This window comes from Affinirhizobium straminoryzae, assembly GCF_007004135.1.
GTDB lineage: Bacteria > Pseudomonadota > Alphaproteobacteria > Rhizobiales > Rhizobiaceae > Neorhizobium > Neorhizobium straminoryzae.
On the sequence record NZ_VJMG01000021.1, the window covers coordinates 34,889 to 49,318 of the forward strand.

Annotated in this window: 15 protein-coding genes and 1 pseudogene; 6 read left to right on the forward strand and 10 right to left on the reverse strand. The window is 64.2% G+C overall.

The features are described from left to right. Positions 1 to 2: 2 nt before the first annotated feature. The 4 genes and pseudogenes from moaB to FNA46_RS09135 all read right to left on the reverse strand — a co-directional run bounded on the left by moaB (position 3) and on the right by FNA46_RS09135 (position 4,682). Positions 3 to 554: a molybdenum cofactor biosynthesis protein B gene (gene moaB / locus FNA46_RS09120; RefSeq protein WP_143124879.1), complete on the reverse strand. Its 552-nt coding sequence runs from the start codon at positions 552 to 554 to the stop codon at positions 3 to 5. Positions 555 to 557: 3 nt separating this feature from the next. Beyond that, positions 558 to 1,433: a 4-(cytidine 5'-diphospho)-2-C-methyl-D-erythritol kinase gene (locus FNA46_RS09125; RefSeq protein WP_143124880.1), complete on the reverse strand. Its 876-nt coding sequence runs from the start codon at positions 1,431 to 1,433 to the stop codon at positions 558 to 560. Between the two features lie 277 nt (positions 1,434 to 1,710). Further along, positions 1,711 to 3,519: pseudogene (locus tag FNA46_RS09130) on the reverse strand (tetratricopeptide repeat protein); the annotation flags it as partial. A 146-nt stretch (positions 3,520 to 3,665) separates the two neighbouring features. Then, a complete protein-coding gene (locus tag FNA46_RS09135) occupies positions 3,666 to 4,682 on the reverse strand; it encodes a polyprenyl synthetase family protein (protein ID WP_143124882.1) in 1,017 nt (338 codons plus the stop codon). 104 nt (positions 4,683 to 4,786) lie between these two features. Between FNA46_RS09135 and FNA46_RS09140 the strand changes: the two genes are divergently transcribed. Together FNA46_RS09140 and FNA46_RS09145 are read left to right on the forward strand one after the other, a co-directional pair. Further along, positions 4,787 to 5,017 carry a putative signal transducing protein gene (locus FNA46_RS09140; protein WP_143124883.1) on the forward strand — a complete coding sequence of 77 codons (231 nt, stop codon included), beginning with the start codon at positions 4,787 to 4,789 and terminating at the stop codon, positions 5,015 to 5,017. Beyond that, a complete protein-coding gene (locus FNA46_RS09145; RefSeq protein WP_143124884.1) occupies positions 5,010 to 5,774 on the forward strand; it encodes a tRNA1(Val) (adenine(37)-N6)-methyltransferase in 765 nt (254 codons plus the stop codon). The genes FNA46_RS09140 and FNA46_RS09145 overlap by 8 nt, the downstream gene beginning before the upstream one ends. A 19-nt stretch (positions 5,775 to 5,793) precedes the next feature. Here FNA46_RS09145 and FNA46_RS09150 read toward each other — a convergent pair whose 3' ends face one another. Further along, a complete protein-coding gene (locus FNA46_RS09150) occupies positions 5,794 to 7,137 on the reverse strand; it encodes an Nramp family divalent metal transporter (protein ID WP_143124885.1) in 1,344 nt (447 codons plus the stop codon). 217 nt (positions 7,138 to 7,354) lie between these two features. Here FNA46_RS09150 and FNA46_RS09155 point away from each other — a divergent pair, with 217 nt between their 5' ends. Then, positions 7,355 to 8,224, forward strand: a complete 870-nt coding sequence (locus FNA46_RS09155) for a S49 family peptidase (RefSeq protein ID WP_143124886.1) — start codon at positions 7,355 to 7,357, stop codon at positions 8,222 to 8,224. Between the two features lie 15 nt (positions 8,225 to 8,239). After that, positions 8,240 to 8,431, forward strand: a complete 192-nt coding sequence (locus tag FNA46_RS09160; protein ID WP_143124887.1) for a hypothetical protein — start codon at positions 8,240 to 8,242, stop codon at positions 8,429 to 8,431. A gap of 102 nt (positions 8,432 to 8,533) precedes the next feature. Here FNA46_RS09160 and FNA46_RS09165 read toward each other — a convergent pair whose 3' ends face one another. Together FNA46_RS09165 and FNA46_RS09170 are read right to left on the reverse strand one after the other, a co-directional pair. Further along, positions 8,534 to 8,845, reverse strand: a complete 312-nt coding sequence (locus tag FNA46_RS09165) for a type II toxin-antitoxin system RelE/ParE family toxin (protein ID WP_143124888.1) — start codon at positions 8,843 to 8,845, stop codon at positions 8,534 to 8,536. Then, positions 8,842 to 9,120 (reverse strand): hypothetical protein, encoded by a 279-nt coding sequence (locus FNA46_RS09170; protein WP_143124889.1) that lies wholly within the window; start codon positions 9,118 to 9,120, stop codon positions 8,842 to 8,844. The genes FNA46_RS09165 and FNA46_RS09170 overlap by 4 nt, the downstream gene beginning before the upstream one ends. 301 nt (positions 9,121 to 9,421) lie before the next feature. Between FNA46_RS09170 and FNA46_RS09175 the strand changes: the two genes are divergently transcribed. Continuing rightward, positions 9,422 to 10,357, forward strand: coding sequence for a glycine--tRNA ligase subunit alpha (locus tag FNA46_RS09175; protein WP_185969788.1), 936 nt, complete (start codon positions 9,422 to 9,424; stop codon positions 10,355 to 10,357). A 40-nt stretch (positions 10,358 to 10,397) separates the two neighbouring features. Here FNA46_RS09175 and FNA46_RS09180 read toward each other — a convergent pair whose 3' ends face one another. The 3 genes from FNA46_RS09180 to FNA46_RS09190 form a co-directional block, all read right to left on the reverse strand. Next, a complete protein-coding gene (locus tag FNA46_RS09180) occupies positions 10,398 to 11,123 on the reverse strand; it encodes a pentapeptide repeat-containing protein (RefSeq protein ID WP_143124891.1) in 726 nt (241 codons plus the stop codon). Positions 11,124 to 11,187: 64 nt separating this feature from the next. Further along, complete coding sequence (locus FNA46_RS09185) at positions 11,188 to 11,589, reverse strand: response regulator transcription factor (RefSeq protein ID WP_143124892.1); 402 nt, start codon at positions 11,587 to 11,589, stop codon at positions 11,188 to 11,190. 62 nt (positions 11,590 to 11,651) lie between these two features. After that, positions 11,652 to 13,664, reverse strand: coding sequence for a sensor histidine kinase (locus FNA46_RS09190; protein WP_143124893.1), 2,013 nt, complete (start codon positions 13,662 to 13,664; stop codon positions 11,652 to 11,654). A gap of 198 nt (positions 13,665 to 13,862) precedes the next feature. On the opposite strand from FNA46_RS09190, the gene FNA46_RS09195 reads away from it, so the two are divergent. Continuing rightward, positions 13,863 to 14,414, forward strand: a complete 552-nt coding sequence (locus FNA46_RS09195; RefSeq protein WP_143124894.1) for a LemA family protein — start codon at positions 13,863 to 13,865, stop codon at positions 14,412 to 14,414. The last annotated feature ends 16 nt before the right edge of the window (positions 14,415 to 14,430 follow it).

The following is a 14,430-nucleotide window of genomic DNA, read 5'->3' on the forward strand; positions in this document are numbered from 1 at the left end:
GTTCAGCCCTTGCCACCGCGCCGCAGGTGTTCGTCCAGCCGCGGCATGATCTCCACGAAATTGCAGGGCATGTGCCGGTAGTCGAGCTGGGCTTTCAGAATGCCGTCCCAGGCATCCTTGCAGGCGCCGGGCGATCCCGGCAGCACGAAGATGAAGGTGGCGTTGGCAACACCGCCCGTCGCGCGCGACTGGATCGTCGAGGTGCCGATCTTGTCGTAGGAGATGCGGTGGAACACCTCGGAAAAGCCGTCCATCCGCTTCTCGAACAGCGGCTCCAGTGCTTCGGGCGTCACGTCGCGGCCGGTAAAGCCGGTTCCGCCTGTCGTGATCACCACGTCGATCCCGTCCGCCAGCGTCCAGTTGCGCACGGTCTCGAAAATGGCGTCGCGATCATCCGGCACGATGGCGCGCGTCACCAGCCGGTGGCCGGCCTCGGCAATGCGCGCCACCAGCGTATCGCCGGAGCGGTCGTCGGCGAGGGTCCGTGTGTCCGACACCGTCAGCACGGCAATGCCGACCGGAATGAAGGGGCGGCTTTCATCAAGACGGTTCATCACTCACTCTCCGCAAACGGTGCTCGTTGGCTGAACATACCAGAGCGGATGCTGTTCCGTCAGCCTGCGGGCGGCACGCTCCGCCTCGGCGGGTGCCGCATAGAGGCCGAAGCAGGTGGCGCCGGAGCCGGACATCCGCACCAGTGACGCTCCGCTGGCCGCAAGCGCTCCGGACACCGTGACGATTTCATCGACCAAGGCGCGGGCCGGCGGCTCGAGATCGTTGCGCTGGCTGGCGAGGAAAGCCGTCCAGTCGGCCTGCCGATCGACGGGCAGCGGCGGCATCGGATCGTTGTCGCGCCACTCCAGACGGCGAAAGATCTCCGGCGTCGAGACCGAGACCAGCGGATTGACCAGCACCAGCGCCAGGCTCGGGAGAGCCGGAACGGGGGTCAGCTCCTCGCCGATGCCGCGCGCCAGAGCGGGCCGGCTGGCAAGACACATCGGCACATCGGCCCCCAGCGACAGCGCCAGTGCCTTCATGGCGTCGTCCGGCAGGCGGATATTCCAGAGACGGCAGAGGCCGCGCAGGGTGGCCGCTGCATCCGCCGATCCGCCGCCGATGCCGGAGGCGATGGGCAGCGCCTTATCGAGCGTGATCGCCACCGGCGGCGTCGCGTGGCCGGTGGACCGAACGACTGTGCGCAAAAGGTCGCGCGCGCGAATGACGAGATTGTCCTGGGCTTCGCCGAGAAGCGCGCCGAACCGGCCCGTCACGCGAAAGCTATCCTCAGAAGCCGGGCTCAGATGCAGTCCGTCGCCATCGGTGGCAAAGGTCACCAGGCTGTCGAGCAGATGATAGCCATCCGCCCGGCGGCCGGTAACGTGCAGCGCCAGATTGATCTTGGCCGGCGCCGTTTCGCGGATGCTGCCTGTCATTGCCTCAGGATGTCACTCTGGTCGGAGGGTCTCAGTTGGCGGGGCCCGGCAGTTCCAGCACCTGGCCGGGGAACAGCCGGTCCGGGTTGCGACGAAGCGCCGGATTGGCCCGGATCAACTCGCGGAACCGGTCGCCGTCGCCGAGCTGCTCCACCGCAATCTTCCACAGCGTGTCGCCGTCATTGACCGTGTAGTTGGAGGGCTTTGCGTCGCTTGTCGCATCCTGCTGCGCGGCAACGGCAGGTGCGGTCGCCGCAGGCGAGGCCATGGCGGTCTTCACCGGCGGCGGGCCGGCATCGGCAAGACCCTCGCGGATCTTCTGCTCGATCTTCGGAATTTCCGTCAGCTCCGGCTTCATGGTCAGCGCGCGCTGCCACTGGTATTTTGCCTCGAGCTTGCGGCCCACGCGCCAGTAGGCATCGCCCAGATGGTCGTTGATCGCGGCATCGCCGGCGCGCAGTTCCACGGCTCGCTCCAGCTCTTCCACCGCCTCGTCGTAGCGGCCGAGACGATAATAGGCCCAGCCGAGCGAATCGACGATGTAGCCGTCATCGGGACGCAGCTCGACGGCCTTGCGGATCATCTCCAGGCCCTCGTCGAGATTGCGGTTCATGTCGACCCAGGAATAGCCGAGATAGTTGAGAACCGAGGGCTGGTCCGGATTTAGCTCCAGCGCCTTGCGGAAATTCGGTTCCGCCTTGTCCCATTCCTTCAACCGTTCATAGGCAATGCCGCGCTGGAAGAAGATCGACCAGTCGGACTGGCGCGGCACGGGGCCGACCACGTCGACGGCGCGGTCGTAGTTGCGCGCCATTTCCGCATAGTCCTTGGCATCGGAGAGAACGCTGCCATAGGCGATGTAGCTGCGAAGGTCGGTCGGGTCGGAGGCGATCAGGGACTGCAGGTGCTGGCGCGCCCCGGCCACATCGCCTGACTGGGCCAGCGTCAGGCCAAGCTGCAGCTCGGAAATGCGGCGCATGGGAGAGCCTTCCGGCACCCGGCCGTACAGCTCGATTGCCTGCTTCGGCTGCTCCAGCTTCTCGGCAATGCCGCCAAGCAGGATCAGCGTGTCGGCGCTCTTCGGATCGAGTGCATGCGACATTTGCAGATAGAGCGAGACCATTTCCTCCGCGCCCTGGCGGTTCAGCGCGCTGCCGACGGAAAACAGCACGCTGGCAGCGCCTTCCACGGCATTGGTCACCTGCTGCTCGGGCTTCTCGCCCTTTTCGATGCTCTGGCGGAGCGCCTTCAGCGGCGCGTAATTTGTCACCAGCCGCTCGGCCACGGAAATGGCATCGAGTGCCTGCTGCTTGCGGCCATCGGCGGCTTCCATCCGGGCGAGCGCCATCACGGCGCGCATGAAGGTATCCGGCGTGGTGGCCACACCTTCCTCGCTGGTGATCGCCGCCTTCAGATAGGTCCGGGCGGTCGCATCGTCGCCGGACATCAGCGCCATGCTGCCGATCTGGTAATCGGTGAACACCTTGAACCAGTCCGGCCCCTTGAGACCCTTGACGAGGCTGATGGCGTCCTTGCCCTTGCCGGCGCCAACCTTGGCCCAGGCGGATATCAGCGCCTGCGTCAGCCGGTCGAGATCGTTCAGGCCCTTGTAGGCCAGCACCTTCTCGGCTTCCTGATAATCGCCCTTGCGAATGGCATCGAGGCCACGCACGATCTTGGTGATGCGCTCCACCGAGGTGTCTTCCTTCAGCGCATCCACCTGCTTCAGGCTCTCGTCGAATTCGCCGTTCATCAGGAGCGAGATCATCAGCCGTTCGCGGATGTCGAGATTGGCCGGGTCGAAATCGAGCGCCTTGCGGTAAAGCGCGATGGCTGTTGCGTAGTCATGGTCGACATCGGCCGTGCGGGCAGCCAGGAAGGCGCCTGAAAAACTGTTCACGCGGCTGGCGTCGAAGGCGGGCTCTTCGGTTACCGGATCATTGGCGGGTGCGGCGACGGGCTGGGTGACGGCAGGTTGCTGCGTCTGGTCCTGTGCGCCGGCCAGATGAGGCGTTGCCGTCGCCAGCAGAAGCACGGCGCCGAAGGCCGCGCTGGAAAGCAGACGATGGGCGAGTTTCTGCCGCATGAAGGTGCCTCTCATGAAAAGCTGTCGGCAGCACTGTGGCTGCCATGGGAATCCTCGGCCGATGATTCACCACAGAATGGCTTTTTTAGAGCAGCTCCGCAAGAATCTCGCCGTTGCCGCGGGGGATCAAAAGCCCCCCGCAATGCTCAGTTTACGCGCTCGATGCAGAAGTCGATCACTTCCATCAGCGCGGCCTTGTGGGCCGATTCCGGCAACGGCGACAGCGCATCGCGCGCGATCGTGCCGTAATGCTTGGCCCGCGCAATGGTGTCGCCGAGGCCATTGTACTTGCCGATCAGGGTCAGGGCGCGCGCCAGGTTCTCGTCGGTGCTCTCGCCCTGTTCGATCGCCGTTTTCCAGAAGGCGCGTTCGTCGGCCGTGCCGCGACGATAGGAGAGGATGACCGGCAGCGTGATCTTGCCTTCGCGGAAATCGTCGCCGACATTCTTGCCGAGATCGGCAGCCTTGCCACCGTAATCCAGCACGTCATCGACCAGCTGGAAGGCGAGGCCGAGGTTCATGCCATAGGATTTCAGCGCGCCGCGGGTGGCCTTGTCGGTGGCCGCGATGATCGGCCCCACTTCCGCTGCGGCGGCAAACAGGGCTGCCGTCTTGGCGCGGATGACGGCCAGATAGTCATCCTCCGTCGTTTCCATGTTCTTGGCGACCGAGAGCTGCAGCACCTCGCCTTCGGCAATCACGGCGGCTGCGGAGGCAAGCACGTCGAGCGCGTCCAGCGACCCGACATCGACCATCATCTTGAAGGCCTGGCCGAGCAGGAAGTCGCCCACCAGAACGCTGGCCTGGTTGCCCCAGATCATGCGGGCGGTGGACTTGCCGCGGCGCATGTCGCTTTCGTCCACCACGTCGTCATGCAGCAGCGTTGCGGTGTGCATGAATTCCACGCTGGTCGCCAGCCGGATATGGCCCTCGCCCTCGTAGCCGAACATCTGGGCTGCCGCCAGCGTCAGCATCGGGCGCAGCCTTTTGCCCCCCGACGAGATCAGGTGATTGGCGACCTCCGGGATCATCTGCACATCAGATCCGGCCTTCGACAGGATCAGCTGGTTGACCCGATCCATGTCCGCCTTCGTCAGATCGACCAGCGGCTTGACGGATGCCTGCTTGTTTTTGCCCTCTTCGAGCGGAATAACGACGCCCAATGAAATGGCCTCCTGTTCAAAATTTGTGCCGGACAATAGAAAGGGGCGCATGGCCCGGCAAGGGGCAAACGGAATTATGACCTAGATTTGAGGGGGTTTGCCCCATGAAAGAACTGATCCGCGCCAATGACGCGGTCCTGCTCTCCTACGCGGCGAGTCTGCTGAAGGATGCCGGCATTCCCTGCCTGGTGGCCGATCAGTCCATGAGCATACTCGAAGGTTCGCTCGGCCTCCTGCCGCGCCGCCTTCTGGTGGAGACGGAGAGGGAGCCGGCGGCACGTCGGCTGCTCTTCGATGCCGGGCTCGGCGCCGAGCTGAGGGATGGCGATGACTGACACGCTGGACGCCTTCCATCGTGGCCGCTTCCACCTGCTGCAGCCGAAGAATGGCGGCCACCGGGCCGGCATGGATGCGATGATGCTGGCAGCACTGGTGGCAGACGAGCGGCCGGTGCGGGTGGCCGACCTCGGCGCCGGCGCGGGTGCGGCCGGTCTTGGCGTGGCCGCGCGGCTGCCGCGTGCCGAGGTGACGCTGGTGGAGCGCTCGCCGTTGATGGCCGACTATGCGCGCCGCACCCTGCAGCTTGCCGAAAACGCGTTCCTCGCGGACCGCGTGCAGGTGGTGGAGGCGGATGTGACGCTGAAGGGCAGGGCGCGCGTCGCGGCCGGCCTGCCCGACGATCATTTCCACCACGTCATCATGAACCCGCCCTTCAATGACGGGCGCGACCGGCGCACGCCGGATGCGCTGAAGGCGGAAGCGCATGCCATGACCGAAGCCCTGTTCGAGGGCTGGCTGCGCACCGCCGGTGCGATCATGGTGCCGGGCGGGCAATTGTCGCTGATCGCGCGGCCGGAATCGGTCGGCGAGATCCTTGCCGCCTGCGGCCGGCGTTTTGGCGGGCTGGAACTGACGGCGATCCATCCGCGCCCTGGCGAGGACGCGATCCGCCTGCTCGTCACCGCGATCAAGGGCTCGCGCGCCCGGCTGAAATGGCGTGCGCCGCTCGTCATGCATGCGCAGGAAGGCCACGCCTTCACGGACTTCGTGGATGACCTGAACAACGGCCGAACGGCCTATCCGCGCCGCTGACCGGTCGATTTCCGGGCCGTCAGCCGCCGGCACCCGAAAGCACATCGGCCACCAGCCTTACGTTCAGCCCGGTGATCAGCACGGCAATCGAAAGTGCTGCGAGCGTGACCCAGCGGGGGGCGGCAAGCGCGCCCATCTTGTCGCGGCTGGCGGTGAAGAAGACCAGCGGAAAGATCGCGAAGGGCAATTGCAGGCTCAGCACCACCTGGCTGAGGATCAGCAGCTCGGCGGTGCCCTTCTCGCCATACCAGAGCGCCACGAGGGCGGCGGGCACGATGGCAAGCGCGCGCGTTGCGAGCCGCCTGACCCAGGGTCTGACCTTCAGCCTGACGAAGCCTTCCATGACGATCTGGCCGGCCAGCGTCGCGGTGGTGGTGGAATTCAGCCCGCTGCACAACAGCGCCACGCCGAACAGCACCGGCGCCAGCGCGCTGCCGAGAAGGGGGGCGAGCAATGTGTGCGCATCGCCGAGTTCGGCCACATCGGTTTTGCCATGCGCATGGAAGGCGGCAGCGGCGAGGATCAGGATCGCCGCATTGACCAGCAGCGCGAAGGAGAGCGCCACGGTCGAATCCAGTGTGCTGTAGCGCAGCGCCTCGCGCTTGCCGGCCGTATCCTCAGGCAGCTGACGCGTCTGCAGGATGCCGGAATGCAGATAGAGGTTGTGGGGCATCACGGTGGCGCCGATGATGCCGATGGCGATATAGAGCATCTCCGGATTCTGCACGATGCCGCCGGAGGGCAGGAAACCCAGCCCGACGCCGGCCCAGTCCGGTTGCGCCAGAAACAGCTGGATGCCGAAACAGGTGCCGATGATTGCCGTCAGCGCGATCACGAAGGCTTCGATCCAGCGGAAGCCGAGCTTCTGCAGCATCAGGACCAGGAAAACGTCGAGCGCGGTGATCAGCACGCCGGCTTCCAGCGGAATGCCGAACACGAGCTGGATGCCGATGGCCGTGCCGATCACCTCGGCAATGTCGGTCGCGACGATGGCGATCTCCGCCAGCAGCCAGAGCGCGATGGTGACGGGGCGCGGATAGCTGTCGCGGCAGGCGCGGGCAAGGTCGCGGCCGGTGGCGATCGCCAGCCGTGCGGCCAGCGCCTGCAGCAGCATGGCCATCAGGCTGGAGGTGAGCACCACGAAGAGCAGCGTATAGCCGAATTGCGAGCCGCCGGCGAGCGAGGTCGCCCAGTTGCCGGGGTCCATGTAGCCGACCGCCACCAGATAGCCGGGGCCGATGAAGGAGAGCGCCTTGCGCCAGCCCGGCCCGTGCCGCCGCACCCGGATCGAGCCATGCACATCCGACAGCGCCGGTTCGCCCGCGTCTTCGCGCCAGCCTCTGCCGCCTGCCGCCTGATCCATGTCTGCCTCCGAATTCTGTCTCATGGTCAGACAATCATTAATGCAACTCATTCGCAATAGCATTTTCTCGCAATTCGTTTGGCAAGCGTGAGCTTCTTCGTACCAAGGTTGCTCCGGGCGGTGCGGGTTGCCGCTGACGCGGAATTTATGACGGCGGCCATTGCGCCTGCCGTTCCATTGCATACATCTCCGCAAACAGGTTGATGCAGGAGACGACATGGCAGGGTTCTGGACGCGGTGGATACCGAAGCGGCTGCGCAAGGAAGGTGTCACCATTCCCGTGGTTCGACTGCATGGCACGATCATGGCCGGCGGCAGCCAGTTTCGTCCGGCGCTCAACCTTGCCAATGTGGCGGGTTCCCTCGAACGGGCCTTCTCGCGCAAGGATGCGCCGGTCGTGGCGATCTCCATCAATTCTCCGGGCGGTTCGCCCGTCCAGTCGCGGCTGATCTACCAGCGCATCCGGGCGCTGGCGGAGGAGAAGAACAAGCGCGTGCTGGTCTTCGTCGAGGATGTCGCGGCCTCCGGCGGCTACATGATCGCGCTCGCCGGCGACGAGATCCTGGTCGATCCGACCTCCATCGTCGGTTCGATCGGCGTGGTGTCCGGTGGCTTCGGCTTTCCCGAACTCTTGAAGAAGATCGGCGTGGAGCGCCGCGTCTATACCGCCGGCGAGAACAAGGTGATCCTCGACCCCTTCCAGCCTGAGAAGGAAGGCGACATCGAATACCTGAAGACGCTTCAGCTCGAGATCCACAAGATCTTCATCGACATGGTGAAGATGCGCCGCGGCGAGCGGCTGGCCGATGATGCGACGATCTTTTCCGGCCTGTTCTGGACGGGGCTGCGCGGCGTCGATCTCGGGCTCGTCGATGGTATCGGCGAAATGCGCGAGGTTCTGAAGCGCCGCTACGGGCCGAAGACCCGGCTGGAACTGGTGGGCGCCAGCCGCGGCCTGTTCGGCCGCCGCGTGCCGGGCGTCCTCTTCGGCGGTGCTGATCGCGGTGGCGAGATTGCCGCATCGGCCGCCGCAGGGCTTGCCGCGACCCTCGAAGACCGGGCATTGTGGAGCCGTTACGGGCTCTGATCGCGGGGAGGTCTCATGCCGCAACTTCTGTTTATCGCCATCGTGGCCGGCGGCGGATGGCTTCTCTATCGCAAGTTTGTGGCCGACGCCGAAAAACTGGCGCGTCGGCGGCGCGAGCAGGAACGCGAGCGCCAGACCGGCGCCATCGGCACGCTGGTGAAGGATCCGGCGACCGGCGAATATCGCGTGCAGCGGGAAGAGGATTAGATTTCCGCGAGGTCAGGCCGGTGGCCGGCGGCTTTGCTGCGGGATGGCGAGAGACGAAAGGCGCTGGAGCACGGCCGGGACGTGCCGGTATCATAAACCTCATCAGCTACGGTCTTTGACGCGCCGCATCCAGTCACTGCCGGCGAAGCCGACGCAGAGGATCGTGACGGTCGCCGTCTCATCGTCTACGACGAAGCAGATCACGGCCTCGCGCACCGCAACGGCGCGTAGTCCGGGCCGGATGTCATGGCGCAGACTGCCAATCTTTGGAAAATCGCCGAGCCTGGTGATGAAGCCGGTAATGTCGTCGGTTGCCTTTCTGGCGCTTGCAAGCCCTGCAAAGGGGACGATGTAATCCACGATGTCGAAGATATCCTGCTCCACCTGAGGATGGCTAACGACATGGTAACTCATTCTGGGGAGCCGTACTTCTCGTCCAGCCGTGCCTTGATGCGTGCGGCCACAGAAGAGCCATCCCAGGTCACCCACTGATCCGCCGGCAAGGCGGCGCGGCGGCGAATCTCCTCGGCCATGTCGGTCAGCGGATCTTCGGCGTCCTGTTCGCCGAGCATCCGTTCCATGCTGTCGGTCAGCACGCTGTCGATCGAGGGATAGCGGCCTTCCGCCACCAGCCGTTCGGCATGTCGCAGCAGATGTTCGGGCAGTTCGATGGTGGTTTTCACGTTCATGTCGGGCCCTCGCCGGAAGAGGGCCAGTCTAGGCGAAAATCGCTTCGCTGTCGCCCCTGTGATCTGAACCGACCCGGGGGAGGGCTGCTGCCCTGCGGCTCTTTGCGAGCGGTTTTCTGGCACGGTACGACACAGAGACGCTGGAAGGTCCGAAATACAGTCTTGCCAGACCGTGAGGATGTGCCGGGTGCAGCGAGAATGCGTGACCCTGCTTGACCCTTCCGGCCCGCCGTGGCACCAGACGGCGCACGTTTCATAAAACAGGCCGGACATTGCCATGACCACGTCTCTTGCCCCGCACATGGACCCGAAGCGCTCCTTTCAGGCGCTGATCCTGACGCTGCACAATTACTGGGCCGACAAGGGCTGCGCGGTGCTGCAGCCCTATGACATGGAAGTGGGCGCCGGCACCTTTCATCCGGCCACCACGCTGCGCGCGCTTGGGCCCAAGCCGTGGAAGGCTGCCTATGTGCAGCCCTCGCGCCGTCCGTCCGATGGTCGCTACGGCGAAAATCCGAACCGGTTGCAGCACTACTACCAGTATCAGGTGATCCTGAAGCCGAACCCGTCCAACCTGCAGGAGCTTTATCTCGGCTCGCTCGCCGCCATCGGCCTCGATCCGCTGCTGCACGACATCCGGTTTGTCGAGGACGACTGGGAAAGCCCGACGCTCGGCGCCTGGGGCCTTGGCTGGGAATGCTGGTGCGACGGCATGGAAGTCTCGCAGTTCACTTACTTCCAGCAGGTCTGCGGCATCGAATGCTCGCCGGTCGCGGGCGAGTTGACCTATGGTCTGGAGCGTCTGGCCATGTATGTGCAGGGCGTCGACAATGTCTACGACCTCAATTTCAACGGCCGCGAGGGCGAGGAAAAGATTTCCTATGGCGACGTCTTCCTGCAGGCCGAGCAGGAATATTCCCGCCACAACTTCGAATTTGCCAATACCGAGATGCTGCTGCGCCATTTCGAGGATGCCGAGCGCGAATGTGCCGCACTTCTGGCGGCCGGCGCGCCGGGCGACAATGCCAACCAGCGCCTGCACAAGTGCGTGTTCCCGGCCTATGACCAGTGCATCAAGGCCTCCCACGTGTTCAACCTTCTCGATGCCCGCGGCGTGATCTCGGTCACGGAACGCCAGAGCTACATTCTCAGGGTTCGCACGCTCGCCAAGGCCTGTGGCGAGGCCTTCCTGCTGACCGATGCCGGCGGCATCAACATCGACAAAAGCGCGGCCTGACGCTCGTGAGCCCCGGCGGGGTCCTGCCGGGGTTTTCCGTTCAGTCTGCGGTGACGAGGCCGAGCGAGGCGAGCAGCGCCTCGTGCTGGTCGCGCGTCACGATCGTGGCGCGGAAGGATGCAAGCGAGGTCAGGTCGAAATCGTCGAAGCTCGCATGCGAAAGATCCGCATGGTCGAGCGTTGCTCCGGCAAGATCGATGTTGTGGAGGCTCGAGCCGCGAAAGCTGGCATGCCGCAGATTGCTGCCCGAAAGCGAGCAGTCGCGCAGATCGGAGCTTTCGAACACGCTTTCCTGAAAATCCGCAGCGGCGAAAACGGCATATTGCAGCTTGCATTTCATAAACTGCACGCCGCCGGCGATCACCTGCGTGCGGATCTTGCGCTGCGTGTCGAGATCGAGTTTCGCGCCTGAAAGCGCGCAGTCGGCAAAGGCAGTCAGATAGGCTGTGCTGCCGATCATGGTGTTGAGGCTGAGATTGCTGCGGCGGATCTCTGCCTTGGAGAGATCGCAATAGCGCCACTGTGTGCCGGTCTCGCCCTCCGAGAAAATGCAGTCCTCGATCACGCTGTCGCGAAAGCTGCAATGCTCGAAGATGCAGCCCACGAATTTCACACGGCGAAGTATCGCCTCGTCGAAACGACAGTTGGAAAACCGGCAGGCGCGAAATTCCGCCTCGCAGAGGTCGGCCTCCTGCAGTTCCTCCCCGTCAAAGCGCATGCCGCTGACAGGCTCCCTGTTTCGGATGGCATCGAGCAGTGCCTGCATCCCCGTCTCCTCCGTTCCCTGCCTTCATAGCGGAACGGGAGGCGGCATGTCACGGACTGGCTCTTCAGAACTCCAGCCCGGCCGCCACGCGATTTTCGATGCGCACCACCAGCCCGTGGATCTTGGCCATCAGCACGTCGAAATCGATCGGCTTGGTGAGATAGCTTTCGGCGCCGGCGCCAAGGCCCTCGATCATCTTCTCGCGGTCGGCCAGCGCGGTCAGGAAAATGAAGGGCATGTTGGAGAATTGCGGATAGTTGATCTGCAACTCGCCCAGCATGGCAATGCCGTCCATCTCCGGCATGGTGATGTCGGAGATCACGATGTCCGGGCGCTGCTCCAGGATCGTCTCCAGGCCTTCCTTGCCGTTTTCCGCCTGCAGCACATGCATGCCGGCCTCTTCCAGTTCCTCCACGATCAGTTCGCGGACGTCTTTTTCGTCTTCAACGCACAGAACGGTGATCATCTGCTTTTCCTTTGCGTGTGGTTGGCTTCAGTCTGTCACGTCTTGAGTCTGGCGGTTGCTGTTCAGAGTGCCTTCTCCTCCAGTTGCAGGCTGGTGCCCACCGTGACCGGACCGCGGATCGGCAGCCGGATGGTGAAGGTGGAGCCATGCCCGCGCCGGCTTTGCAGGACGATATCGCCGCCATGCAGCGTCACCACCTGCTTGACCAGCGAGAGCCCGATGCCGGTGCCGGCAATGCCGGTGGAGGTGCGGGCGCGGAAATAGGGCTGGAACAGCTTCGGAATGTCGTCCGCATCGATACCGACGCCCTGATCCTGCACCGAAATCATTGCGAATTCCCCCTCGCGCCAGCCGCGGATCGTCACGTCGGGCGCGCGTGGCGCGTATTTCACGGCATTGCCGAGCAGGTTGGTCACCACCTGCGAGATCGCCAGCGCATCGCAGCGGATTACATCCGGCAGATCCTCCAGAAAGCCCTGGAAGCGATGGTTCTGGGAAAACATCCGCTGGCGGTGGATGGCCTGCTCGATCAGTTTCTTCAGCGAACAGTCGACCAGCGTCAGTTCCATGCGGCCGGTATCGATGCGGCCGGCCGAAAGAATGCTCTCCATCAGGTCCACCATGCGCATCACGGCGGCGCGGATCTGGTGCGTCTTGTCGACCAGGAAGTCCGGTTCGATGCCGCCCTTCTTGCGCATCAGCCGCTGGGCCGCACCGTCGATGATGGCAAGCGGCGTGCGGAATTCGTGGCTGGTCATCGCCACGAACTGGCGCTGCATGGCATTGATGGTCTTTTCCTGTTTCAGCGCCTCTTCCAGTGCAGCTGCCTGCGCGGCGATCTCGGCCGTGCGCTGGCGCACGGTCGCCTCCAGCTCGTCGCGGTCCCGGATCAGTTCCTTTTCTGCGCGCTTGCGCAGCGTGATGTCGGTGTAGCTCAGCACATAGCCGCCGCCGCTCAAGGGTTCGGAGCGCACCGCCAGCACCTTGCCGCTCGCCCGTTCGCGCTCGAAACTGTAGGGAAGGCCGAGTTCGGCCTGCTCCACCCGCTCGCGCACCATGGCCTCCACGTTGCCATCGCCATATTCGCCACGCGTCGCGTTGTAGCGCAGGATGTCCTCGAAGCGGGAACCGGGCGGAAACTGCTCGGGCGGAATGTTCATGAGGTCGTAAAGCCGGCGGTTCGCCATCAAAAGGCGCGAGCGCTTGTCGAACACGCCGATGCCGCCGGGAATGGCGTCGAACACCTGTTCCAGCAGGCCGAAGGCCTTGCGCTGGTCGGCGGTCGTCACCGCCACCTCGGCATAGAAGTCGCCTTCGTCGCTGCGGATGCGCCAGGCCTGCACCTTGACGGGATAGACGGTGCCGTTGCGCCGCCGGTGGCGGGCGTCGAAGCAGATGCTGGTGCAACGGCCGCTCAGCAGCGGTTCGATCTGGGCCCGGTAGGCGGCCTCGCTCATATCCACCTTCAGCGCCGCCGGTGTCATCCGCGACAGGGTTTCCAGGCTGTGGCCGGTGCGGATGCTGGCCGTGTGGTTGGCCCGCACGATGGCAAGGCTCAGCGGATCGAAGATGTAGATCTCGTCGGTAGAGAGTTCGACGAGATCGATCAGGGTGCCGCTCGGGCCGCCGCGATTGATGATGATGCGGGCGATCTCCTGCGCCAGCGCCATCAGGATGGTCTGCTTCTGTGCGCTCATGCGCTTGGCGGTGCGGCCGAAGAACAGCGCGCTGCCGATGCTGCGTTCGCCCTCGCCGATGACCAGGGGCACCGGGTAGAAGCTGGCGCGGCCAAAGCCCTGCGGAAAACTGTCGCTGATGTTTTCGGGATCAATGACGAGGGGAAAGATCAGATCATCGCTGTGGCGATGGTAGAGCAGCCGATGGCCTTCCTGGCCGCATTCGCCGATGTAAAGGGCCGCGCTCGGTGCCAGATCGAGGTCGGAAAGCCCGGTGATGATGTCGGTGATCTCGTTGAGGATGTCCACCAGGCGGCGATTGGCGGTCGCGGCCCTCAGAATGTCACGGCAGGCCAGGAGGGCCCAGGGTGGCAGCTTGGTCCAGGTCTTTTGCGGCATGCCAGTCTCCGCGATGATTGTCCCGAAATCTGATGCTACTGCCTCGGACTTAACTTGACGCGCACGCAAAAGGTTACATTTGAAGGAGGGGGGTTACGAAAGGTTAAGGTCTTGGAGGCGTCGGGGCTGCCGAACGGGCATGACACGCCCTATCGAAAGCAGTAGGGTTCAGCCGCCCAAGAATGAGGGGGAAATGTCATGTATATTGCACTCGCCGTCCTGGCGGTTGCCGTGCTCTACGTCATCTTTACTTACAATGGTCTCGTGTCGTCGCGTCAGATGGTGGAGGAGGCGTGGTCGGGCATCGACGTGCAGCTGAAGCGCCGCGCCGATCTGATCCCGAACCTGATCGAGACCGTGAAGGGATATGCCAATCACGAGAAAACCACGCTGCAGGCCGTGGTGGACCTGCGCAACAGGGCCCAGGCCGTGCCCGCCGGCGATGTGGCCGGCCGCATCCAGGCCGAAAGCCTGCTGGGGCAGGCGCTTGGCCGGCTGCTGGCCGTGTCTGAATCCTACCCGGACTTGAAGGCGAACGAGAATTTCGCCGAACTGCAGCGTGCGCTGGAGCGGGTGGAGGGCGAGATCCAGATGTCCCGCCGCTATTACAACGGTGCCGCCCGCGCGCTGAACGTGAAGGTGGAAAGTTTTCCCTCCAATCTGATTGCCGGCCAGTTCGGTTTCGGCAAGAAGCCCTATTTCGAGATTGCCAACGAGGCGGACCGTGCGGTACCGACCGTCAGGTTCTGATGTTTTTCGCGCCGCC

What these genes read in the sequence shown, in the direction of transcription:
- FNA46_RS09170 (WP_143124889.1), bottom strand. Translation starts at nt 9,120, where the DNA reads ATGAACGTGAAAACCACCATCGAACTGCCCGAACATCTGCTGCGACAT.
- moaB (WP_143124879.1), bottom strand. Translation starts at nt 554, where the DNA reads ATGAACCGTCTTGATGAAAGCCGCCCCTTCATTCCGGTCGGCATTGCC.
- FNA46_RS09125 (WP_143124880.1), bottom strand. Translation starts at nt 1,433, where the DNA reads ATGACAGGCAGCATCCGCGAAACGGCGCCGGCCAAGATCAATCTGGCG.
- FNA46_RS09150 (WP_143124885.1), bottom strand. Translation starts at nt 7,137, where the DNA reads ATGGATCAGGCGGCAGGCGGCAGAGGCTGGCGCGAAGACGCGGGCGAA.
- FNA46_RS09175 (WP_185969788.1), top strand. Translation starts at nt 9,422, where the DNA reads ATGGACCCGAAGCGCTCCTTTCAGGCGCTGATCCTGACGCTGCACAAT.
- FNA46_RS09145 (WP_143124884.1), top strand. Translation starts at nt 5,010, where the DNA reads ATGACTGACACGCTGGACGCCTTCCATCGTGGCCGCTTCCACCTGCTG.
- FNA46_RS09140 (WP_143124883.1), top strand. Translation starts at nt 4,787, where the DNA reads ATGAAAGAACTGATCCGCGCCAATGACGCGGTCCTGCTCTCCTACGCG.
- FNA46_RS09180 (WP_143124891.1), bottom strand. Translation starts at nt 11,123, where the DNA reads ATGCAGGCACTGCTCGATGCCATCCGAAACAGGGAGCCTGTCAGCGGC.
- FNA46_RS09160 (WP_143124887.1), top strand. Translation starts at nt 8,240, where the DNA reads ATGCCGCAACTTCTGTTTATCGCCATCGTGGCCGGCGGCGGATGGCTT.
- FNA46_RS09165 (WP_143124888.1), bottom strand. Translation starts at nt 8,845, where the DNA reads ATGAGTTACCATGTCGTTAGCCATCCTCAGGTGGAGCAGGATATCTTC.
- FNA46_RS09155 (WP_143124886.1), top strand. Translation starts at nt 7,355, where the DNA reads ATGGCAGGGTTCTGGACGCGGTGGATACCGAAGCGGCTGCGCAAGGAA.
- FNA46_RS09195 (WP_143124894.1), top strand. Translation starts at nt 13,863, where the DNA reads ATGTATATTGCACTCGCCGTCCTGGCGGTTGCCGTGCTCTACGTCATC.
- FNA46_RS09185 (WP_143124892.1), bottom strand. Translation starts at nt 11,589, where the DNA reads ATGATCACCGTTCTGTGCGTTGAAGACGAAAAAGACGTCCGCGAACTG.
- FNA46_RS09190 (WP_143124893.1), bottom strand. Translation starts at nt 13,664, where the DNA reads ATGCCGCAAAAGACCTGGACCAAGCTGCCACCCTGGGCCCTCCTGGCC.